The organism is Streptomyces sp. NPDC055749 (genome assembly GCF_053617235.1).
Window position 1 is genome coordinate 1 of sequence record NZ_JBSHFH010000010.1, and the last position, 20,531, is coordinate 20,531.

A 20,531-nucleotide genomic window follows, 5' to 3' on the forward strand; every position below is an offset into this window, starting at 1 on the left:
GGCGGGCGAGCAGAGCGAGGCGCTGCGCCGTCGCCTCCTGCACCTGATCCTCTCCGGCAGTCCCGTTCCCCGGTCCGCCATCGCCGACCTCTGCGAGCAGACGGGGTGGACGCTCCCCGAACAGGTCACCCTGATCGCCGTCCGCGCCCCGGCCGGCCTGGACCGGGTCGGCGTGGACAGCGACGTACTGGTCGATCTCAGCGACCCGCAACCGCACTTACTGATCCCGGGCCCCTTCGACGAGGCCCGAAGACTCATGCTGGAGCAGGCCATGACCGGCGCGCACGCCGCGATCGGCCTGACGGTCCCGACCGCCCTCGCATCGGACTCGGTCCGCTGGGCACGCCGAGTGCTCGAACTCGTCGACTCCGGCGTGATCGGCGACGCGCCCTTCGTGCACTGCGAGGACCACCTCACCACGCTGTGGCTGCTCTCCGACCCGGCGCTCCTCGATCAGCTCACCGAACGCGAACTCGCCCCGGTCGGCGGGATCAGCGCCGCCCGGCGGGAGAGACTGATCGAAACCCTGAGCATCTGGCTCGACACCCGTGGAACGGCGGCCCAGATGGGCGAGTTGCTCAGCGTGCATCCTCAGACGGTCCGTTACCGGATGCGCAACCTGGAGTCGATATTCGGTCAACAACTGATCGATCCGGAGGCCCGGTTCTCCACCGAGGCGGTGCTGCGCGCCCTGCGACTGCGGGCCCGCAGCGAGCACAGCTCCGGCTGAGCCGGATCACGCCTTCGGCCACAGGTCAACTTACTTACAAGTAAGGCGAAATAGACGGTCAGTCCCAAACGGTTGCGACACGGAGACGCACTCAACGAGAAACCTGGAACCGCGTCCCGTACATATGGAGGAGTCCGGCCGCCCATCCGGTGGCCACACGCACCACCTCCTGGCCAACCATCCGAGAGGGAACCCCACATGACCGCCTCGCACCTGCTCGTACCCGTACCGATCCCCGACCGCGTCGCCGCGCTGATCGGCGCCTGCACTCCGCCGCACATCCTGCAGGCGGAGTTCGACGCCGACTGCGCGGCACGCGAGATCCGCAGGTTCCGCGGACCGCGCCTCGGCATCGAGGACCAGGCCGACCGCGAGCAGGCACTCTCCGAACTGGCCCGCGCCAACAAGGTCCTCTCCGCGTACCACCCCCGGCTCGCCGTGCACGCCGACTCCGTCTGGTGAGCCCTGATGGAGTGCTGTTACCTTACTCAAAAGTAAGTTTACTCCGGAGTAAGGAGCTGGCGTGGCCGACAAGAGCAGCAACCTCACCGCCGAACTGGCAGGACTCGACTTCGCGGCCGTGTCCCCCCAGGAGTTCGCGCGCATCGTCAAGGGGCTCTCCGCCCAGCAGCTCGGCGCGGTCATGCACGGCGAGCTGCGCGCCCGTGTGCTGCGCGAGGTGTTCGGCCGGATGAAGCAGCAGTTCCGCCCCGAGGCCGCCGGGCAGCTCACGGCCCTGATCCGCTGGAAGATCACCGGCGAGAGCGACGAGGTCTTCGAGACCTCGATCGCGGAGGGCCGCTGCACCGTCCGCGAGGGCCGCTCGGAGGCGGAACCCCGTACCACCCTTGTGATGGCCGACGCCGAGTTCCTCAAGCTCGTCTCCGGCAACGGCAGTCCCGTGACGATGTTCATGACGCGGAAGCTGAAGGTGGCCGGTGACGTCGGTCTGGCCTCGGGCCTGACCCGGTACTTCGACATCCCGAAGGCCTGAGCCGGTGAGCTACTTCTCCCTCGCGCTCACCGAGGAGCAGCAGGATCTGCGTAACTGGGTGCACGGCTTCGCCGCCCAGGTCGTCCGCCCCGCAGCCGCCGAATGGGACGAGCGGGAAGAGACCCCGTGGCCCGTCATCCAGGAGGCGGCACGGATCGGTCTGTACGGATTCGAATCGCTCGCCGACATGTACGGCGACCCCAGCGGGCTCTCCCTCCAGATCGCCAACGAGGAGCTCTTCTGGGGCGACGCCGGAATCGGCATGGCGCTCTTCGGCACCTCGCTCGCCGTCGCCGGTATCTTCGCCTCCGGCACACCGGACCAGCTCGCCGAGTGGGTGCCGCAGTGTTACGGCGACGAGACCGACCCGAAGGTCGCGGCCTTCTGCGTCTCGGAACCCCAGGCGGGCTCCGACGTGTCGGCCCTGGCGACCAGGGCCCGCTACGACGAGGCCCGCGACGAGTGGGTGCTCTCCGGGCAGAAGGCATGGATCACCAACGGCGGGATCGCCGAGATCCATGTGGTGGTGGCGTCGGTCGACCCGGCACTCGGCGCCCGCGGCCAGGCCGCCTTCGTCGTACCGCCGCGCACGAAGGGCCTCGAAGCGGGCCGGACCATCAAGAAGCTCGGCCTGCGCGCCTCGCACACCGCGGACGTGTTCCTGGACGACGTCCGGATCCCGGGCCACTGCCTGCTCGGCGGCAAGGAGAAGCTGGACGCCCGGCTCGCCCGGGCCCGTGAGGGCACGAACACCAAGGGCCAGGCGGCGATGGCCACCTTCGAGGTCAGCCGTCCCACCGTCGGAGCGCAGGCCCTGGGCATCGCGCGGGCCGCCTACGAGTACGCGCTGGAGTACGCGGGGCAGCGGGAGGTCTTCGGCCGGCCGATCATCGAGAACCAGTCGATCGCGTTCGCCCTGGCAGACATCCGTACCGAGATCGAGGCCGTACGGCTGCTCATCTGGCAGGCGGCGTGGATGGCCCGCAACGACCGGCCGTTCGACGCCGGCCAGGGTTCCATGTCCAAACTGCGCGCCGGTGAGCTGGCCGTGTCGGCGGCGGAGAAGGCCGTCCAGATACTCGGGGGCGCGGGGTACAGCAGGGAGCATCCGGTGGAGCGGATGTACCGCGACGCCAAGATCTACACGATCTTCGAGGGCACCAGCGAGATCCAGCGGCTCGTGATCGCGCGGGCCGTCTCCGGACACCACATCCGCTGAACCGGGGCCTGCCCCCGGGATGGAGAATGGCGGGCAGCGGCGGCGCACCGCCTGCCCGCTCTCACCTCCCCGGGAGTACGCCTTGTCCACCGCATCCGCCGATCGCCGCCCGTCCCTCCTCTATGTCACCGACTACACGTATGAGGCGCGCGGCCGGCGCTACTGCGACGAGGACATGTTCCTGAGCGAGCGGATGCGGGAGGAGTTCGACGTCGTCGTGTGTCCCCCGCGCGACGCCGCCGCCATGCTGGACGGCATCGACGTGGCGGTCGTACGCAACAGCGGTCCGGTGATGAACTACCAGGAGGCGTACGACGCCTTCCGCGCCCGCGCGCGCGAGCTGAGGACCCGGGTCTACAACCCCCTGGACGGCCGCGGGGACATGGCGGGCAAGCAGTATCTGGTCGACATGAGCCGCGCCGGTCTTCCGGTCATCCCGACCGTGGACCGTGCAGCCGATCTGGGGCTGCTGCCGGAAGCGGCGGAGTACGCGGTCAAGCCGAAGGCCGGCGCCGACTCGGCCGGGCTGAGCTTCACCACAGATCCCGTACTGCCGGAGGGCTCGGACGGCACCCTGCTCGTACAGCCCAGGATCGACTTCCGCTACGAGGTGTCCTTCTACTTCGTCGACCACGACTTCCAGTACGCCCTGTACGCGCCGGACACGGAGCGGCGCTGGGTGCTGGAGCCGTACGAGCCGAGCCCGGCGGACCTGGAGTTCGCCCGCACCTTCATCCGGTGGAACAGCCTCACGCACGGCATCCAGCGGGTCGACGCCTGCCGGACACCGGAGGGTGAGCTGCTGCTCGTTGAACTGGAGGACCTCAATCCGTATCTCTCGCTCGACCGGATTCCCGAGGAGGTCCGGGAGGCGTTCGTCGCACGGATGAAGACCTCCGTACGCGGTCTGCTGGCCTGACCCGTCCGGTCCTTCCCCGCATGCGCCGCCGGATGGCGGATGTGAGGGTGCAAGCGTGACCACTGCCAGCGAGACCACCCCCGCCGCGCAGAGTGCCGCCGCGCCGCCGCCCGTGCTGGACCCGCGCCGGCGGAACATCGTTTTCGCGACCATCGTGCTGGGAATGTTGCTGGCCGCCCTGGACCAGACGATCGTGGGCACCGCACTGCCCACGATCGTCTCGGAGCTCGGGGGCGCCTCCCACATGTCGTGGGTGGTCACCGCGTACCTGCTGGCCGAGACGGTGGCGACGGTTCTGGTCGGCAAGTTCGGTGACCTGTTCGGCCGCAAGCTGATCTTCCAGGTCTCGGCGATCATCTTCATCACCGGTTCGTTCCTGTGCGGTCTCGCGTCCGACATGGTGCTGCTGATCATCTGGCGGGGCATGCAGGGCATCGGCGCGGGCGGTCTCATGGTCACGTCGATGGCGCTGATCGCCGATGTGATCCCGTTGCGCGAACGGGGCAAGTACCAGGGCGCGATCGGTGCCGTCTTCGGGATCTCGACGGTCATCGGACCGCTGCTGGGCGGGCTCTTCACCGACCATCTGACCTGGCGCTGGGCGTTCTACATCAATGTGCCGATCGCGATCGTGGTGGTCATCGCGGCGGCCCGCAACATTCCGTCGGTGAAGGCGGTCGAGCGGCCGGTCATCGACTATCTCGGCATCGCACTGGTCGCCGTCGGCGCCAGCGGACTGATCCTGGCGACGAGCTGGGGCGGCAACGAGTACGCCTGGGGATCGCCGGTCATCATCGGCCTGTTCGTCGCCGGTCTCGTCGCGCTCGCGCTCTTCTGCGTGGTGGAGGGGCGCGCGAAGGAACCGATGCTGCCGATGCGGCTGTTCCGGAACCCCGTGTTCACGGTCTGCTCGATCCTGAGCTTCATCGTGGGCTTCGCGATGCTCGGCTCCATGATCTTCCTGCCGACGTATCTGCAGTACGTGGACGGGGACTCGGCGACGCTCTCGGGCGTGCGTACGCTCCCGCTGGTCGTCGGTCTGCTGATCGCCTCTATCTTCAGCGGCAACGTGGTGAGCAAGACGGGCCAGTACCGGGTGTTCCCCATCGTGGGCACGCTGATCATCGCGCTGGGGATGTATCTGCTCTCCCGGATGGGTCCGGAGACCGGAGTCTGGCTGGAGTCGGTGTTCATGCTGGTGCTGGGGCTCGGCATCGGACTGGCCATGCAGGTGCTGACGATCGCGGTGCAGAACACCGTCGACTACTCCGATCTGGGCACGGCGACATCGGGCGTGACGTTCTTCCGTACGCTCGGCAGTGCCTTCGGTACGGCGGTGTTCGGCACGATCTACGCCAACGCGCTGCGCCCGAACCTCGCCGAAGGCGTGGCGCAGGCGACGCGGGCCGGTGGCGATCCGGCGGTCCTGGCGACGGCCTCGCAGAGCCCGCAGGCCGTGCACGCGCTGCCTCCCGAGCAGTCCGCGCCCCTGGCGCAGGCCTACGCGGACACGCTGCACACGGTCTTCTTCTGGACCGTGCCGGTGGCCCTGATCGGTTTCGTCGTGGCGCTCTTCCTCAAGCAGGTGAAGCTCCGGGACTCCGCACGGGCGGGCTCGACGGACATGGGCGAGGGCTTCGCCCAGCCGAGTGCCGGGGACTCGGCGAGGCTGCTCGAATTCGCCGTGGCCAAGATCCTGCACGGCGCGGGTCCGGAAACGGCGCGACGGATCGTGGCGGACTCGGACACCAGGCTCGACATGGCGGGGGCCTGGGCGGTGATGCAGGTCGACCTGTTCACGAGGATGGTCGGCCATGCGGGCCTCGGTCTGATCGCGACCCGGCACCGGATTCCGCCGGAGGTCCTGGTGCCGGTCTTCGACCGGATGATCGAGGAGGGCTATCTGACCGGGGACGGCAGCCTCTTCACCCACACGGCGGCGGGCCGACGGGAGGCCGCGACGATCTCCGACGCCTGGGCGCGCTGGCTGAACGAGTGCCTGACCGTGGACGGCGCCCGGCCGGACGACCAGCAACTGCGGGCGGCCGTCGACGTGATCGCCAAGCGGCTGCTGGCCGAGGACCTGGCCCAGGAACTGTCGCCCGCTGCCCCGGTGCACGGGTCGGCACAGGTGGGCTCCCCGGTCTGAGATCAGGCATGGTCCCAGGCGCGGGCGCGGGTCTGGGCCGCCCATTCAGGGCGGAGCAGCGACAGGAGCGCGATGTCGTAGCGGCGCCCCCGGTGCAGGCAGGCGGAGCGGCGTACGCCCTCGTGGACGAAGCCGGATCCGGCGAGGACGCGCAGGGCGGCGGCGTTGTCGGTGTGGGTGTGTGCCTCGATCCGTTCGATGGGCAACTCGCCGAAGGCCAGGTCCGTCAGGGCGTCGAGGGCGTCCGCGCCATGGCCCTTGGCCCGGTGTTCCGGGGCCAGGGTCAGATATGCCTCGGCGGTTCCGTCGGCCAGCTGCTGGTCGGTGAGGGCGACGTGCCCGATCGGGGTGCCGTCCGGGAGGAGGACGAGGAAGTCGTCACGGCTGCTGTCGTCGAGATAGCGCTCGATGCGTTCGCGGAGCTCGTACAGCGAACTCGGCCAGGCACCGGTCTCGTGGGCGGTCACGGGGTCGGAGCGCCAGCGCCGGATCAGTTCGGCGTCGTCGGTCTCGACGGGGGTGAACGCGATGTTCCGGCCGCGCCAGCAGGGTTCTCGTACGATGTCCGGCTCTTCCGTGTCCTCGCTCATGCGCGGATCGTACGGGCCGGTGGGCGGCCCCGACACCGGTTATTCCGTGTGTTCAGTCGACGAAGACGCCCGTCGTATAGACCCAGTCGCCCTCGTGGCGGACGAAGCGGCTCTGCTCGTGGAGGGAGTCGGGGCGACCGTCGTCCGTGTAGTGCGCGCGGAACGTGACCGTGCCCGTCGTGTGGAAGGGGCTGCCTTCCGTCGTGCCCAGGATCTCCAGGCGCACCCAGCGCATTCCGGGGTCGAAGTCGACGGCGGGCGGCCGGGTGTCGGGGTGCCAGGTGCGGAGCAGGTACGCGGCGTCCTGGACGACGAAGGCGGCGTACCGCGAACGCATCAGCGCCTCGCAGCTCGGTGCGGCGGCACCGGCGTGCAGGCGGCCGCAGCAGGCCCCGTACGTCGCGGGCAGGCCGCACGGGCACGGAGAGTCCGGGGTGATCCGGGGTGCGGGGGCTCCGGTGCCGGTGGAGCGGCGCGGGCGGGAGGTGCGTCGTGACATGCCTCCATTGTGGCCTGCGCGGCTGCCGCTCAGCGGGCCGGGCCGAAGCGGTCGCGGTACGCGCTGGGGGTGAGGCCCGTGCGGCGGCGGAGCTGGGTGCGCAGGCTGGTCGCCGTGCCGAGACCGCTGGTCCTGGCGACGACGTCCAGGCGTTCCTCGCCGCGTTCGATGAGCCGGCGGGCGAGGGTGACGCGCTGCTCGGTGAGCCAGGCCAGCGGGGTGGTGCCGAGCTGGGCGCGGAAGCGGCGGTGGAGGGTGGCGGGGCTGACCGCGGCGTGGGCGGCGAGCCCGGTCACGCTCAGTTCGGTGCCGAGGTGCCGCTGGGCCCATTCAAGGAGCGGGCCGAGCGAGGTGTCGGCGGTGTCGGGCAGCGGGTGCTCGACGAACTGGCGCTGGCCGCCGTCGCGGTGCGTCGGGAAGACCAGGCGCCTGCCGACGGCGGCGGCGATCTCCGCGCCGTGGTCGCTGCGGATGAGGTGGAGGGCGGCGTCGAGCGCGGCGGCGCTGCCCGCGGCCGTGATCACCCGGCCGTCGTCCACGAACAGGACCCCGGGGTCGAGGTGCACCCGGGGAAAGCGGGTCGTGAAGGCATCGGCCCACTTCCAGTGGGTGGTGGCACGCCGTCCGTCGAGCACTCCGGCCGCGGCGAGCGTGAACGAGCCCGTGCAGAAGCTGACCAGCCTGGCGCCCCGGGCGTCGGCGCGCCGGATGGCGTCGAGGACGGCCGGGTCGGGCGCGGCCTCCGGGTCGGGCCGGTTCGGGACGATGACGGTGTCGGCGCGGTCGGCCGCTTCGAGCCCGGAGACCCCGGAGAGCTGGAAGAAACCGGCGTGCATGGACACGGCGGGGGTGGCGGCGCAGAGCTCGAACTCGTACCAGGGGACGGGCAGCTCGGGGCGGCGCAGGCCGAAGAGCTCGGTGGCCACGCCCAGTTCGAAGGGGTTGGAGCCGGCCGAGACGATCATCGCGACGCGGTGCGCGGGTCCGTGCGAGGATTCTTTCGCCATGTGCGATTCCTAGCACTCCCCCGCACCGCGCGCCAAGGCCGAGGATGAGTGGCATGAGCGAAGACACCGCACAGGCCCTCCCCGAACCGATTCTGCTGAACGATGCGCTGAAGTCGTTCGACGCGCTGTGGAGCCCACGGGTCGTGACCCGCGTCAACGACTACGACGTACGGGTCGCCAAGGTGCACGGCGAGCATGTCTGGCATGTGCACGAGGACACCGACGAGTTCTTCCTCGTGGTCGACGGTTCCCTGGACATCGGGCTGCGCGAGGAGAGCGGGGAGCGGTCCGTCACCCTCGACCGGGGCGCGGTGTTCGTCGTCCCCCGGGGCACCTGGCACAAGCCCTCCTCGGCGGACGGCGCCTCGCTCATGCTGTTCGAGCCGTCCGGTACGTCGACCGTGGGCGATGCCCACGACGAGATCCCGGACCATGTGGACGCGACGACCGGGCACGCGCTCGCCCTCTGAACGCGACCGCCGGATACCGGGGTTGACACTGTGACCGGTCACGGGACAGAGTCCCGCCGATGGAGATCACCGACCTGACCCCCGCCGAGCGCCGCGTCCGGGACGCCTACCCGCGCGGCGCTCTCGTCGACTTCCGTACGGGAGTGGCGGACGAGGACGACCCGGAGGGCGGGGCGGACTGGGGTGCCGAGCGCACGGTACGTGCCGAGGTGCTCCGGGCGCTGCTGCTCTCCGGGGAGGAGACGGACGGAGAGGTGTCCGCCCTGCGGGTGTGGGGCGCGCGGATCTCCGGGGCGCTGAACGTGCGGTACGCGGTCGCGGAGTGCGCGGTGCTGCTGGCCGGCTGCTCCTTCGAGGCGGCGCCGAACCTGTACGCGACGCAGGTGCGGCAGCTGAATCTGAGCGGTTCGGTGCTGCCCGGCCTGGACGCGGCGACGCTTCGCGTCGACGGCGTGCTGCGGCTGACCGGCTGCCGGATTCCCGGCCCCGTGCGGCTCGGCGGCTCCCGGATCACCCGGGCGGTGTTCTTCGACGGAACCAGGATCGGGGTGAACGCCGACGGCACGACCTCCCCCAACGACGAGCCCGTCCTCCAGTTGAACCACGCCGTCACCGAGGACGATCTGTGGTGGCCGCGGCTGGAGGTCCACGGTGAGGTCAGGCTCGACGGGGCCGCGGTCACCGGGCAGATCCAGCTCGACGACGCGGTGCTGGTGAATCCTGGCGCGACGGCCCTCCAGGCGGAGAACCTGAACGTCGGCTCCGATGTGCACGCCATGCGCCTGCGGGTGCGGGGGCGCGTCAATGTCCGCGGGGCCCGCATACCGGGCCAGCTGAATCTCGCGTACGCCCGGCTCTCCAACCCCGGCGGGGCGGCGCTGCGTGCGAGCAGTTGCACGGTCGGCGAGCTGTGGCTCCGGGAGGCGGAGCCGATCGAGGGCGGGGTCAATCTGCGGCGCTCCCAGATCGACCTGATCCACGCCGACCCCGACGTATGGCCGCCCGAGGTCCGGCTGGACGGACTGACGTACACCTCGCTGCTCCCCCACCTCCCCGCGCACCGGCGGCTGCCGCTCCTCGAACGCGAGGTGGAGGGCTACGCGCCGTACGCCTACGAGCAGTTGACGGCGGCGTACCGGCGGATCGGGGACGACGACGCCGCCCGCACGGTGCTCCTCGCCAAGCAGCGCCGGCATCGCACGACGCTGCCCGCGTACGCCAGGATCTGGGGATATGTGCAGGATGCCACGGTGGGGTACGGCTTCCGGCCCGTGCGTGCGGCGGCCTGGCTGTTCTCGTTGCTGCTCGCCGGTGCGCTGGCGTACGCGAGCCACCATCCGCGCCCGCTGAAGAACGGCGAGGCGCCGCCGTTCAGCCCGCTGGTCTACACGCTGGACCTGCTGTTGCCGATCGTCGACTTCGGCCAGGAGAAGGCGTACAACCCGACGGGCTGGTACCAGTGGCTGTCGTATCTGCTGATCGTGACCGGGTGGCTGCTCGCGACGACGATCGCCGCGGGCATCACCCGGTCCGTCAGCCGTCAGTGACGGCGGGCGATCAGGGCTTGCGGGCGACGCCCGCGTATCCGGGAATCGGCTCGTCGCCCGGGACGTCGATGACCTCGCCGAGCTCGGGGCGCCAGTCCGCGGAGAGCGAGACACCGGGCTCGACGAGCTCAAGTCCGTCGAAGAACTTGGTGAGTTCGGCGTGGGTGCGCGGCCGGAGCGTCATCCCGCGGGACTTGTACATGGCGCGCGCCTGGGCCGCGCCCTCCGGGTTGAAGTCGCCCGTGGTGTGCGAGAGCACCAGATAGCTGCCGGACGGCAGTTGCTCCACGAGCCGGTCGACCAGTTCGGCGGCGCCGTCCTCGTCGTCCAGGAAGTGCAGCAGCGCCAGCAGCGAAAGCGCGATCGGCTTGTTGAAGTCGAGTACCTTGCCCGCCTGTTCCAGGATGGTCTCGGGCTCGCGCGCGTCCACCTGGATGTACTCGGTGGCGCCCTCGGGCGTGGAGCGCAGCAGTGCCGCGGCGTGTGCGAGCACGATCGGGTCGTTGTCGCAGTAGACGATGCGCGCGTCCGGGGCCGCCTGCTGGGCGATCTGGTGGAGGTTGGGCTCGGTCGGTATGCCGGTGCCGATGTCGAGGAACTGGCGTACGCCGTTCTCGGCGAGGTAGCGGGTGGCGCGGTGCATGAAGGCCCGGTTCACCCGGGCCATGTCGCGGCCCCGGGAGTCCAGGGCCAGCAACTGCTGTGCCATCTGTTCGTCGACCGGGTAGTTGTCCTTGCCACCGAGAAACCAGTCGTACATCCGCGCGGGATGCGGCTTGCTGGTGTCGATCTCGATGGCATGGCTGGCCTGTGGATCTTGCCCGGTCATATCGCGCTCCATTGGGATTCGTAGGTCGGCGATCACAGCGAACATCTGCTGCGGCGAGAATATGTGCCGGTCCGTCAGGTGAGAAGGAAGTCGGCCTGACCTGCCTTGGCACCCTGGATGAATGCGGCGATCTCGCCGTTGGAGTAGATCAGGGCGGGGCCCTCGGGGTCCGCGGACTGGCGTACCGCGACTCTGCCGTCGGCCAGCTTCATGGCCTCGATGCAGTTGCCCCCGTTGCCTCCGCTCCAGGGCTTGGACCAGCCTTCGGAGCCGAGATCGGCGGCCGGCATGCCGTTGTATATGTCGCTCATCACAGCTCCTTGCGGAAGTCCCGGAGGATTTCCTTCGTGCGTTGTGCAGTTGCGGCCTGAGCCGCCATGCGGTCCATGACTTCGAGGTAGGAGGCCACCTCGGGGCGCGCGTCGAAGTAGACGGCACCGGTCAGGTACTCGCTGTAGACCATGTCGGGCAGTTCGGGGACGGCGAAGCGGAAGAGGACGAAGGGGCCGTACGTGCCCGGATGGTGGCCGGTCGCGAACTCCGCGATCTGCAGCGTCACATTGGGCATCTCGGTGGCTTCCAGCAGCCGGTCGGTCTGGCCCCGCATCGCGTCGGCGTCGCCCACCGGGCGGCGCAGGACGGTCTCGTCCATGATCACCCACAGCTTCGGGGCGTCCTGCTTGGTCAGGAGGGACTGCCGGGCCATCCGCAGCGCCACGTGGCCCTCGATGTCCTCGGGCCGGGTCTGGCCGACGGCTCCGGTACGCATGACGGAGCGTGCGTAGTCCTCGGTCTGGAGCAGTCCGGGGACGAAGTGCGGCTCGTACATGCGGAGGATGCTCGCGGCGCCCTCCAGGCTCACGTACATGCTGAACCAGTCGGGCAGAACGTCGTGGTAACGCTGCCACCAGCCGGGCTTGTTGGCCTCTTCGGCGAGCTCGACGAAGGAGTCGGCCTCCGCGTCCTCGATCCCGTACGCCTTCAGCAGCAGCTGTACATAGGGGATCTTGAGTCCGACCTCGGCCGTCTCCATCCTGCGTATGGTCGCGGGCGCGACCCGGAGCACCTTGGCGGCCTGGTCGCGGCTCAGGCCCGCGCGCTCCCGCAGATCCTGCAGGCGCTTGCCGAGAACGACCTGGCCCACGGTCGGGGCGGACCGCGGTTCGCTCACTTCAGACCTCCCCATGCGCTGTTTGTCGAGCAGTGTGCCATGCGGGTGGCTTCAAAGACACAGTCACTCTGCAATTTTCAGAGTGCCTCTTGCCAAGTGTTCGCGACAGAGGGAGAGTTGGGCAGTGAACCAGTTCGCATGGTCATGGCCGCCCCTTTTCACAAAGGTGCGAAGCGTGACGCAGCCCCCACTGTGAGGAATCGGTCGTGGCACCTGGCAGTGCGCTCATCCCCCGGCTCGTGGACCTCAGCCCCGGGACGGAAGCGCTCCGTTACTGCTTCGCCCTGCCCGCTCAGCCGGAGTCGGTGGCCGGGGCGCGGCGGCTGACCCGAGCCCGGCTGGACACCTGGCGGCTGCGCGGCGACTCCTACGAGGCCGCGGTCCTCATCGTCTCCGAGCTGGTCACCAACGCGGTGGTGCACACGGCGAGTTCACGTGTCGTCTGTGAGCTCAGGCGCTTCGACCGGCGGCTGCGCATAGCCGTGCAGGACCAGGGCCACCAGCCCGGCGGGCCGCGACTGCGCCGCACCGCCGACGACGAACACGGACGCGGCCTGCTGCTCGTCGACGCGATGAGCAGCGCCTGGGGGTCCCACGATGCCTCGGACGCCTCGGGCCGCATCGTCTGGGCAGAACTGCCGCACGGCACGGAGCAGCCATGCTGAAGAACGCCATGTCCCATCTGCGCGGAGTGCGCCGCTCCCGAGTGCCGGAGCAGGGCGGCAGGGGCCGGGTGAGGCTTCCGCTGCCTGCCGCGCTCTCGGCCAGCCTCGGCTGTGACGCGGTGGGGGTGCCCGCCCGCTACGGCTTCCGGCTGATGTCCCATCTGCCGCGCACCGGGTGTGTGTTCGCCGATGCCGACCACTGGTGGTGGATCGTCCCGGCGGGCTCCGACCTCGACCTGGACTGGCCCGAGCAGGTGACGTACGCGGCCGGGGCCTGGGTCCCGTCGGTGCGGCCCCGGCTCATCCACACGCCGGACGGCCGTACGCCCTACACCCCTCCCATTCCGCTCTTCCTCATGGTGTGCCAGGTGACCGGTGTGACTCCCTCCTGGGCACCGGCCGGCCCGCCGAGGGCCGTACCCGCCTCCTGAGAATCCCGCAGCCCTGGTGCGCGTGGTGGGCTAGGACGGGCATGGAGGCACTCTGATCTCACGGCTTGTCGAGATAGCCGAGGCCCGGGTGCACCTTCAGGTAGCCGTCTACCAGGCGGCGGGCGACGGAGACCGAATCGACCAGCGGGTGCAGGGCGAACGCCCGCACCGCAGCCGAGCGGGAGCCGGTCTCCGCCGCTTCGAGCACGGCGCGTTCGACGGCCTTGACCGCCGTGACCAGGCCCACCGCGTGGTACGGCAGCGGGTCTGCGGCGACGGGACGTGCGCCGTTGGCGTCGACGAGGCAGGGCGCCTCGATCACGGCGTCCGCGTCCAGGACCGACAGGGTGGTCCGGTTGCGGACGTTCAGGATCAAGGAGGTCCGTTCGTTGCGGGCGACGGCCCGCATGAGAGCGAGGGCGACCTGTTCGTACCCGCCTGACTCCAGGTCGCTCTCCTCGCGTTCGCCCGCCCCGGCGACATCGCGGTTCTCCGACATGTACGTCGCCTCGCGCTCGGCGCGCGTCCGGTCCCAGGTCACGAGCGGCGGAGCGGCCGGGTCCTTCATCCGGGCGTAGAAGCCCTCCTGCTGTTCGCGGAGGAAGGCGCCGCGGGTCCGCTCGGCCTCCTGGTACGCGCGTACCGCTTCCCGGTTGAAGTAGTAGTAGTGCAGGTACTCGTTGGGAATCGCGCCGAGTGAGCGCAGCCAGTCGGTGCCGAAGAGCCTGCCCTCCTCGAAGGAGCCGAGCAGTTCCGGGTCGGCGAACAGGCGCGGGAGTTCGTCGCGGCCGTCGACGTACAGCCCGCGTACCCATCCGAGGTGGTTGAGACCCACGTAGTCGATCCGCGCCCGGTCGGGGTCCGCGCCGAGGACCCTGGCGATACGGCGGCCGAGCCCCACCGGCGAGTCGCAGATCCCGATGACCCGGTCGCCGAGGTGCCGGGACATGGCCTCGGTGACCAGCCCTGCCGGGTTGGTGAAGTTGATGACCCATGCCTGGGGGGCGAGCCGGGCGATGCGCCGGGCGAGGTCCACCGCGACGGGCACGGTGCGCAGTCCGTACGCGATACCGCCCGCGCCGACCGTCTCCTGGCCCAGTACGCCTTCGTCGAGCGCCACCCGCTCGTCGGCCGCGCGGCCGTCGAGGCCGCCGACCCGGATCGCGGAGAAGACGAAGTCCGCGCCGCGCAGCGCCTCGTCGAGGTCGGTGGTGGCGAGGACGGCCGGCGCGTCACCGATGCCCTCGGCCTGCTCACCGAGGACCCGGGCGACGGCACCGAGCCGGTCGGCGTCCGTGTCGTACAGCGTCACGTGCGTCACGCGGCCCTCTGCGTGATCGTCGAGAAGTGCCCCGTACACCAGAGGCACCCGGAATCCGCCACCGCCAAGAATTGTCAGCTTCACGCTGCTCGATGGTACGGAAGTCGACGCCCGCGCGGGCCCAGGGCCTGTCCGGGCGTCGACGGCGCGTCAGTACCCGCTCCACCAGCGTGTGACGGCCTGCCACAGCCGGGCCGGTGCGCCCGCCCTGCGCTGCGCGGGGATCAAGGGTGCCTGGGCCGGCGCTGCCGGCGCCGGTTCCTGCGGGGAGGCGCCGGGGGCGTGGGCGGGTCGTGGGATCCCTCCGCCGGAGACCGGCCCGGGGGTCGGCCGGGCCGGGGACGACACCTCCCAGTCCTTGCGCGCCAGGGGCCTGTTCATCGCCGTCAGCGGATCGGAGTCGATCTCCTGCTGCGGGCTCGGCGCGAACTTCACGGGCAGATCCACCAGGTGCCGGGACATGATGTTCCCGATCCAGCGCAGCTCGCTCTCCTCGACGCCGAGCTCCATGTCCGGCAGTCGCATGAGCAGCGCGTCGACCCCGACGTCCGCGATGGCACGCCCGATGTCCTGGCCGGGGCACTCGTGCGGACCGCCGCTGAACGCCAGGTGGGCGCGGTTGCCCTCCATGTTGGCGGCGAGGTCGGGACGTACCTGCGGGTCGGTGTTGGCAGCGGCGATCCCGACGAGCAGGGCGTCGCCCGCCTTGATCTGCTGGCCGCCCAGCTCGGTGTCACCGACAGCCCAGCGGCCGAACACCGCGGTGAACGGCGGTTCGTCCCAGAGGGTCTGCTCCACCGCCTCGGGGACCGTCATGTGTCCGCCGCTGAGCCTGGCCCGGAAGCGCGGATCGGTCAGGACCATGCGCAGCACGTTGGCGATGAGGTTGGCGGTCGACTCGTACGCGGCGATGAGGATCAGCCGCAGATGCTCGGTGACCTCGACGTCGGTCAGGGAGGCGGGATGCTCCAGCAGCCAGCTCGCGAGGTCCGGGGCGGGAACGGCGCGCCGCTGCTGGACGAGCCGGCTGAGCGCTGCGACGACGAAGGCATTGCTCGCGACGGCGGTCTCGGTGCCGCGGGTCATGTCGCGGGCGGCCTGCACCAGTCGGTCGTCGTACTCCTCGGGCATGCCGAAGATCGCGCACATCACCATCATCGGCAGGTGCTCGGCGAACTGGCTGACCACATCGGCCGTGCCCTTGAGGCAGAAGTCGTTGACGAGCCGGTTACTGAAGCGGTTGACGTGTCGGCGTACACCGCGGGTGTCGATGCGCGCCATGCTGTCGGTGACGGCGCCGCGCTGGCGCTCATGGGTCGCACCGTCGGCGAACACGCAGACCGGCTGCCAGGTGAAGATCGGCGCGAGCGGGTGGTCGGGGGCGACACTGCCGTCCTGGAGTGCCCGCCAGCGCCGGGAGTCCCGGGAGTACTGCGAGGGCGTCCGTGTCATGTGCAGGTTCTCGCTGTGCCCGAGGACGAGCCAGGCGGGTACGTCCCCGTGCAGCAGCACGGGTGCGACCGCGCCGTGTTCGGCGCGCAGTTTGTCGTAGAGTCCCGCCGGGTCGTTTTCCGCCTCGGGGCCGTAGTACCGGCGCAGTCCGCCGGGGCCGAGACCGAGGCCGTGGGCGGGGCACTCGGGGGGTGGCACGGGTCCCGGGGCCGTTCCGGGTTCGTGCTGGAAGGGCGTTGTCACTATCGCTCCAGAGATCGGGCTGCCCGGAATCCGGGCGAGGGGCTTCGTCAGGCGAGGGGAACGGCGAGGCTGTGCAGATACCGCATCAGGGTCATCAGCACATCCCGGCTGGAGACCCGCAGCCGGGCATCGCAGTCGATCATCGGGACCTCGTCCGGCAGGTCGAGTGCGGTGCGCAGCGCCTCCACCGGGTGATGCGGCGCGTCGGGGAAGGTGTTGACGGCGACGACGAACGGCACGCCGCGCTCCTCCAGCCGGCCGATCACGTCGAAGCTGACCTCGAGCCTTCGGGTGTCGATCAGGACGACGGCGCCCAGGGCTCCTTCGAACAGCCCGTTCCACAGGAACCAGAAGCGTTCCTGGCCCGGGGTGCCGAAGAGGTAGAGGATCAGTTCCTCGCTGAGACTGATCCGGCCGAAGTCCATGGCGACGGTGGTGGCGGTCTTGCTCTCCACCCCGGCGTTGTCGTCCACGCCGACGCCGGCCTGGGTCATGGTCTCTTCGGTGGTCAGGGGCCGGATCTCGCTCACCGAGCCGACCATCGTGGTCTTCCCGACCCCGAATCCGCCGACGATCACTACCTTCACCGCGGCCTTGGCCGTGGTAGGGAGGACGTCCTCGCTCCGGGGGCCGGTGATCGTGTCAGAGTTTCTGAAGTCCATGCATCACCGCTTCGAGAAGGGACCGGTCCGGGAGGGTGGCGCGGACGATGGGCGCACGCGATTCGATCTGTTCGCTCGCGAGCAGTTCGGTGAGGAGCGAGGTCACGACGCTGAAGGGCAGGCTGAGATACGCCGAGATCTCGGCGACGGACAACGGCGCCCGGCAGAGCCGCAGGATCGCGGCCTGCTCGGGCTGGACCGTCGGCGAGGGCTCTGCCTGTGCGACAACCATCGTGACGAGGTCGAGCTCCGCGCGCTCGCCGTCGGGATCGCCGGTGATCACGTACAGCCGTTCCGGGTCGTTCAGCGCCGGGTCGGCCTTTCGGCGTTCTCGTCGGGGAGCACTCATCCGGCCTGCCCGTCATGTCGGGGCGGGCTCGAGAGGTGGGCACCGATCCTGACGACCATGTCGCGCATGCGTGCTCCCACCATTCCGGCATCGACCGTCTCGTCGGCCAGGACCGCGAGGTACGAGCCCGCTCCGGCGGCCATCAGGTAGAAGAATCCGCCGTCGACCTCGATGACGACGAGTCGCATCAGGCCGTCGCTGTAGGGGATTTCCGATGCGACGGCGGCGGCCAGGCTCTGCAGTCCGGCGCAGGCCGCCGCGAGACGGTCGGCTACGTCGGGGTCGCCGCCGTGGCGGGCGATGCGCAGGCCGTCCGATGAGAGCACCACGATCTGGTGGATGCTCGGCACGTCGTCGGCCAGTTCCTTGAGCATCCAGTCCATGTTTCCGCGTTGCTGGATCACTTCAAGTCTCCCTTGTCCCACGCGTCATCAGAGTCCTCGTCGTTCTTCGGTTCCTGGGGCACACCGTTGACGGCCTGGGTGAATGCCTCGAGCCAGAGCCCGGGTGGCGGCGGTTCGCCGTTCTTCCGCCCGCCGTTGTGCCCGTTCTGCGCTCCTGCGGCGGGGGCGGCGGACTGCGCCGTCTGCTGCGGGAGGTTGTGCGAACCGAGCGGGGCGCGACCGCGGCTGCGGCGCTGCGGGAGTCCGCCGGCGGTCCACTCGGTCACCACGGGGACGTCGTCCTCCAGGGCGGACGCTGGGACGACCGGGCCCGTCGCGGCGGCCGGCTTCTCCGTGTAGCCGGGCATGCCGGCGGCGACCGAGGGGGGCAGTTCCGTGGAGACGGGCTTGGGCTTGCGCTTGCCGGGCGGCGGTACGACGTGCTGGAGCGTCGACATGTCGAGCGAGCTCTGGGGCCGCGAGGTGGCGCCGATACCGTGCGCGATACCGGGGGCGGCTCCCGTGGTGAGCATTTCGCGCGGCACGATGACGACGGCACGCACGCCGCCGTAGGCGGACTGCCGCAGAGAGACCTGGAGTTGGTACATCCGGGAGATCCGGCCGACGACGGCCATGCCGAGGCGCGGGGACTCTCCGAGGTCGTTCATGTTGATGCCGGCCTGCGCCTGGGCGAGCATGTTCTCGGCGCGGGCGCGTGCCTCCTCGCTGAGGCTGACGCCGCCGTCCTCGATCTCGATGGCGATGCCGGTCTGGACCTCGACCGCGGTGACGTGCACCCGGGTCTGCGGCGGCGAGTAGCGCGTCGCGTTGTCCAGGAGTTCGGCGCAGGCGTGGATGAGCGGCTCGACCGACGTACCGACGATGGCGACCTTGGCGATCGAGTGCAGGTCGACGCGCTGGTATTCGAGGATCCGGGACATCGCGCCGCGCAGCACGCTGAACAGCGGTACGGGCTTGGGCCATTGGCGGCTGGGGCGGGCGCCGCCGAGTACACCGATGGAGTCGGCGAGCCGTCCGATCAGCGCGGTGCCGTGGTCGATGCGGAGGAGGTCGTCGAAGACCTCGGGGTTACGCCCGTGGTGGTCCTCCATCTCCCGCAGTTCACTGGCCTGCCGGTGGACGATGGCCTGGACGCGCCGGGCGACGCTGACGAACGCGCGCTGCGCGGAGTCACGCATCGCCTCTTCGTTGTCGATGATGTCGAGGATCTGGAAGACCAGGCCGCGCAGGGGCTTGGGGAGGTTGCGGTACGACTCGTCCGCGTCGACGATGTCGCGCATCACCTCTTCGGGTGAGTTGCTGGCACGCAGCCGGCGGATCGCGGCGGGCAGCAGTTCCTTGGTCATCCGCACGGTCTCCGCGTCGGCGGCGGCGATGCGGTGTTCCAGATAGGCGATGCGCTGCTCGTAGTGCGCGCGCTGGACGTTCATGGCGCGGCGGCGGCGGTTGAGTACGACGGTGAGCGCGGAGACCACGAGCGTGGCGATCGCACCGCACCAGACGACTGGTATCCGCGCGGGCTCGGTCACCAGCACCGCACCGGCGGCAGTGGCGCCGGCCATCAGCACAAGGGGCAACAGCACAGCACGGACCACGGGGATTTCTCGGTCAATCGGTGGTGATTCAACACGAACCATCTAAACCCTCTGGCGGTTGATTCGGGAAGCATTCGGAAGATCTGCGCACTTGTGATGACAGTCGTGAACAAGTGCTCGAATTCATATCAACTCGACTTCGATGCGCGTGAGCTTAGCCAGATCAGAACACCGCTTCGGCATATTCACCCAACCCCCTGCGCGAGCACTCCGGCAGTAATACACTCGCCAGTTTTTGCACTCAACGGCGCCAGGCGTGCGCGGGGAGTAATCGGCGACGAGGTCGCGCCCATGTGGTTCTCCCGTGTCCCGTGGTGCGGGATGCTCAAGTGCCACCCGCGTCCCACGGCTTGATGAATCGTCGGATACGCGCCCCGAGCGATGCATTCCGTCCCTCATCGCGGGACAGAGGCACAGGTGATCGAACCGGATCGAAAGAAGCAGATTCATGACCGAGGGACTGATTCACCGGAAAGAAGCCGTGGCGGGGACGCGTGGCTGCACCATCGAGTCGCTGGACACCGGCCTCCGGCTGCTGGGGCTTTTCCTCACCCACGACACACTCACGGTCTCCGGGGCCGCCGAACTACTGGGCGTCGGCCGGTCCACCGCGCACCGGGTGCTCTTCACGCTGGAGGGGCGCGGTTTCGCGACCCGTGACCCCTCCGGACGCGGATACTCGGCCGGTCCCGAGCTGATTCGGCTCGGGCGGCCCGCCGGCTTCGGCGCGGCGCTGCGGGCGCGGCTCTCAGACGTACTGGAGGACGCCGCCCGCCGCACCGGCGAGACGGTGCAGAGTGCCGCGCTGATCGGGGACCGGGTCCTGGTCACCGACGGCCGCGAGTCCTCGCAGCCGGTGCGGGTGGTGCTGGAGATGTCACGCACGCACCCCGCGCACGCGACGTCGGCCGGCAAGCTGCTGCTCTCACGGATGACCACCGCCCAGGTGTGCGCCCTGTATCCGCAGGAGCGGCTGCCCGCGACCACCCCACGGACCGTCACCTCTCGCGCGGCGCTGCTGGACGAGCTGGCGGAGGTCCGCGGCCTCGGTCACGCGGTCAGCAGGGGCGAGTCGGTCACCGGGATGAACGCCGTCGCCGTCCCGCTCGGCGGGGCGGGCCCCCGCGACCGGCTGGCCCTGACCGCTTCGGTGCCCGCCGATCGCGGGGACGACGCGGCACTGGTGCGGCTCGCGGAACAGCTACGGCTCTCGGCCTCGCTGCTGAAGCAGGCTGATAGCGGGCTGAAGCGGGCTGACCCGTCCTGATGCCCCGGCCATGATCCG

At 70.0% G+C, this 20,531-nt stretch carries 23 protein-coding genes; 11 read left to right on the forward strand and 12 right to left on the reverse strand.

Going from position 1 to position 20,531, the window contains the following annotated elements:
• The 6 genes from ACWGO0_RS09905 to ACWGO0_RS09930 form a co-directional block, all read left to right on the forward strand.
• On the forward strand, positions 1 to 730 hold a 730-nt coding region (locus tag ACWGO0_RS09905), incomplete at its 5' end, for a PucR family transcriptional regulator (RefSeq protein ID WP_453530738.1).
• Positions 731 to 928: 198 nt separating this feature from the next.
• Positions 929 to 1,192: a hypothetical protein gene (locus tag ACWGO0_RS09910; RefSeq protein ID WP_453530741.1), complete on the forward strand. Its 264-nt coding sequence runs from the start codon at positions 929 to 931 to the stop codon at positions 1,190 to 1,192.
• A gap of 61 nt (positions 1,193 to 1,253) precedes the next feature.
• On the forward strand, positions 1,254 to 1,724 hold the full coding sequence (locus ACWGO0_RS09915) for an SCP2 sterol-binding domain-containing protein (RefSeq protein ID WP_453530744.1): 471 nt from the start codon (positions 1,254 to 1,256) through the stop codon (positions 1,722 to 1,724).
• Between the two features lie 4 nt (positions 1,725 to 1,728).
• On the forward strand, positions 1,729 to 2,943 hold the full coding sequence (locus ACWGO0_RS09920) for an acyl-CoA dehydrogenase family protein (RefSeq protein WP_453530747.1): 1,215 nt from the start codon (positions 1,729 to 1,731) through the stop codon (positions 2,941 to 2,943).
• 19 nt (positions 2,944 to 2,962) lie between these two features.
• Entirely contained in the window at positions 2,963 to 3,862 is a 900-nt protein-coding gene (locus tag ACWGO0_RS09925) for a hypothetical protein (protein WP_453530750.1), read from the forward strand.
• A gap of 55 nt (positions 3,863 to 3,917) precedes the next feature.
• Positions 3,918 to 6,011, forward strand: coding sequence for an MDR family MFS transporter (locus ACWGO0_RS09930; protein WP_453530753.1), 2,094 nt, complete (start codon positions 3,918 to 3,920; stop codon positions 6,009 to 6,011).
• 2 nt (positions 6,012 to 6,013) lie between these two features.
• On the opposite strand, the gene ACWGO0_RS09935 is transcribed toward ACWGO0_RS09930, so the two are convergent.
• The 3 genes from ACWGO0_RS09935 to ACWGO0_RS09945 are packed head-to-tail and all read right to left on the reverse strand — an operon-like array spanning position 6,014 to position 8,107.
• On the reverse strand, positions 6,014 to 6,601 hold the full coding sequence (locus ACWGO0_RS09935; RefSeq protein WP_453530756.1) for a GNAT family N-acetyltransferase: 588 nt from the start codon (positions 6,599 to 6,601) through the stop codon (positions 6,014 to 6,016).
• A 52-nt stretch (positions 6,602 to 6,653) separates the two neighbouring features.
• Positions 6,654 to 7,100, reverse strand: a complete 447-nt coding sequence (locus ACWGO0_RS09940; RefSeq protein WP_453530759.1) for a YchJ family protein — start codon at positions 7,098 to 7,100, stop codon at positions 6,654 to 6,656.
• Positions 7,101 to 7,129: 29 nt separating this feature from the next.
• A complete protein-coding gene (locus tag ACWGO0_RS09945; RefSeq protein WP_453530762.1) occupies positions 7,130 to 8,107 on the reverse strand; it encodes a helix-turn-helix domain-containing protein in 978 nt (325 codons plus the stop codon).
• A 53-nt stretch (positions 8,108 to 8,160) separates the two neighbouring features.
• Here ACWGO0_RS09945 and ACWGO0_RS09950 point away from each other — a divergent pair, with 53 nt between their 5' ends.
• Complete coding sequence (locus ACWGO0_RS09950) at positions 8,161 to 8,577, forward strand: cupin domain-containing protein (RefSeq protein WP_453530765.1); 417 nt, start codon at positions 8,161 to 8,163, stop codon at positions 8,575 to 8,577.
• A gap of 59 nt (positions 8,578 to 8,636) precedes the next feature.
• Entirely contained in the window at positions 8,637 to 10,124 is a 1,488-nt protein-coding gene (locus ACWGO0_RS09955; protein ID WP_453530767.1) for a membrane-associated oxidoreductase, read from the forward strand.
• Positions 10,125 to 10,134: 10 nt separating this feature from the next.
• Here the strand turns inward: ACWGO0_RS09955 and ACWGO0_RS09960 are convergent, their stop codons facing one another.
• The 3 genes from ACWGO0_RS09960 to ACWGO0_RS09970 form a co-directional block, all read right to left on the reverse strand.
• Positions 10,135 to 10,953: an SAM-dependent methyltransferase gene (locus ACWGO0_RS09960; RefSeq protein ID WP_453530770.1), complete on the reverse strand. Its 819-nt coding sequence runs from the start codon at positions 10,951 to 10,953 to the stop codon at positions 10,135 to 10,137.
• Between the two features lie 74 nt (positions 10,954 to 11,027).
• The gene (locus ACWGO0_RS09965) at positions 11,028 to 11,264 is read right to left on the reverse strand and encodes a DUF397 domain-containing protein (protein WP_382736895.1); all 237 of its coding nucleotides are present in this window, start codon (positions 11,262 to 11,264) and stop codon (positions 11,028 to 11,030) included.
• Entirely contained in the window at positions 11,264 to 12,124 is an 861-nt protein-coding gene (locus ACWGO0_RS09970) for a helix-turn-helix domain-containing protein (protein ID WP_453530773.1), read from the reverse strand. Before ACWGO0_RS09970 ends, ACWGO0_RS09965 begins: the two co-directional genes overlap by 1 nt.
• Positions 12,125 to 12,330: 206 nt before the next feature.
• Between ACWGO0_RS09970 and ACWGO0_RS09975 the strand changes: the two genes are divergently transcribed.
• Together ACWGO0_RS09975 and ACWGO0_RS09980 are read left to right on the forward strand one after the other, a co-directional pair.
• Complete coding sequence (locus ACWGO0_RS09975) at positions 12,331 to 12,789, forward strand: ATP-binding protein (RefSeq protein ID WP_453530776.1); 459 nt, start codon at positions 12,331 to 12,333, stop codon at positions 12,787 to 12,789.
• Complete coding sequence (locus ACWGO0_RS09980; protein WP_453530779.1) at positions 12,783 to 13,220, forward strand: hypothetical protein; 438 nt, start codon at positions 12,783 to 12,785, stop codon at positions 13,218 to 13,220. Before ACWGO0_RS09975 ends, ACWGO0_RS09980 begins: the two co-directional genes overlap by 7 nt.
• A gap of 58 nt (positions 13,221 to 13,278) precedes the next feature.
• On the opposite strand, the gene ACWGO0_RS09985 is transcribed toward ACWGO0_RS09980, so the two are convergent.
• From ACWGO0_RS09985 to ACWGO0_RS10010, 6 genes are all read right to left on the reverse strand, one after another.
• A complete protein-coding gene (locus ACWGO0_RS09985) occupies positions 13,279 to 14,625 on the reverse strand; it encodes a 6-phospho-beta-glucosidase (protein ID WP_453530782.1) in 1,347 nt (448 codons plus the stop codon).
• Between the two features lie 66 nt (positions 14,626 to 14,691).
• Positions 14,692 to 16,236 (reverse strand): cytochrome P450, encoded by a 1,545-nt coding sequence (locus ACWGO0_RS09990; RefSeq protein ID WP_453530785.1) that lies wholly within the window; start codon positions 16,234 to 16,236, stop codon positions 14,692 to 14,694.
• A 47-nt stretch (positions 16,237 to 16,283) separates the two neighbouring features.
• Entirely contained in the window at positions 16,284 to 16,898 is a 615-nt protein-coding gene (locus ACWGO0_RS09995) for a GTP-binding protein (RefSeq protein WP_453530788.1), read from the reverse strand.
• Entirely contained in the window at positions 16,879 to 17,247 is a 369-nt protein-coding gene (locus tag ACWGO0_RS10000; RefSeq protein ID WP_453530791.1) for a DUF742 domain-containing protein, read from the reverse strand. Before ACWGO0_RS10000 ends, ACWGO0_RS09995 begins: the two co-directional genes overlap by 20 nt.
• Positions 17,244 to 17,651 (reverse strand): roadblock/LC7 domain-containing protein, encoded by a 408-nt coding sequence (locus ACWGO0_RS10005; protein WP_453530794.1) that lies wholly within the window; start codon positions 17,649 to 17,651, stop codon positions 17,244 to 17,246. The genes ACWGO0_RS10000 and ACWGO0_RS10005 overlap by 4 nt, the downstream gene beginning before the upstream one ends.
• Positions 17,648 to 19,288 carry a sensor histidine kinase gene (locus ACWGO0_RS10010; RefSeq protein ID WP_453530797.1) on the reverse strand — a complete coding sequence of 547 codons (1,641 nt, stop codon included), beginning with the start codon at positions 19,286 to 19,288 and terminating at the stop codon, positions 17,648 to 17,650. Before ACWGO0_RS10010 ends, ACWGO0_RS10005 begins: the two co-directional genes overlap by 4 nt.
• A gap of 406 nt (positions 19,289 to 19,694) precedes the next feature.
• Here ACWGO0_RS10010 and ACWGO0_RS10015 point away from each other — a divergent pair, with 406 nt between their 5' ends.
• Complete coding sequence (locus tag ACWGO0_RS10015; RefSeq protein ID WP_453530799.1) at positions 19,695 to 20,513, forward strand: IclR family transcriptional regulator; 819 nt, start codon at positions 19,695 to 19,697, stop codon at positions 20,511 to 20,513.
• The last annotated feature ends 18 nt before the right edge of the window (positions 20,514 to 20,531 follow it).

Coding starts and splice junctions, on each gene's coding strand:
- ACWGO0_RS09950 (WP_453530765.1), top strand. CDS start 8,161: ATGAGCGAAGACACCGCACAGGCCCTCCCCGAACCGATTCTGCTGAAC.
- ACWGO0_RS09980 (WP_453530779.1), top strand. CDS start 12,783: ATGCTGAAGAACGCCATGTCCCATCTGCGCGGAGTGCGCCGCTCCCGA.
- ACWGO0_RS10000 (WP_453530791.1), bottom strand. CDS start 17,247: ATGAGTGCTCCCCGACGAGAACGCCGAAAGGCCGACCCGGCGCTGAAC.
- ACWGO0_RS09925 (WP_453530750.1), top strand. CDS start 2,963: ATGGAGAATGGCGGGCAGCGGCGGCGCACCGCCTGCCCGCTCTCACCT.
- ACWGO0_RS09940 (WP_453530759.1), bottom strand. CDS start 7,100: ATGTCACGACGCACCTCCCGCCCGCGCCGCTCCACCGGCACCGGAGCC.
- ACWGO0_RS10010 (WP_453530797.1), bottom strand. CDS start 19,288: ATGGTTCGTGTTGAATCACCACCGATTGACCGAGAAATCCCCGTGGTC.
- ACWGO0_RS09910 (WP_453530741.1), top strand. CDS start 929: ATGACCGCCTCGCACCTGCTCGTACCCGTACCGATCCCCGACCGCGTC.
- ACWGO0_RS09955 (WP_453530767.1), top strand. CDS start 8,637: ATGGAGATCACCGACCTGACCCCCGCCGAGCGCCGCGTCCGGGACGCC.
- ACWGO0_RS09995 (WP_453530788.1), bottom strand. CDS start 16,898: ATGGACTTCAGAAACTCTGACACGATCACCGGCCCCCGGAGCGAGGAC.
- ACWGO0_RS09965 (WP_382736895.1), bottom strand. CDS start 11,264: ATGAGCGACATATACAACGGCATGCCGGCCGCCGATCTCGGCTCCGAA.
- ACWGO0_RS09935 (WP_453530756.1), bottom strand. CDS start 6,601: ATGAGCGAGGACACGGAAGAGCCGGACATCGTACGAGAACCCTGCTGG.
- ACWGO0_RS09945 (WP_453530762.1), bottom strand. CDS start 8,107: ATGGCGAAAGAATCCTCGCACGGACCCGCGCACCGCGTCGCGATGATC.
- ACWGO0_RS09960 (WP_453530770.1), bottom strand. CDS start 10,953: ATGACCGGGCAAGATCCACAGGCCAGCCATGCCATCGAGATCGACACC.
- ACWGO0_RS10015 (WP_453530799.1), top strand. CDS start 19,695: ATGACCGAGGGACTGATTCACCGGAAAGAAGCCGTGGCGGGGACGCGT.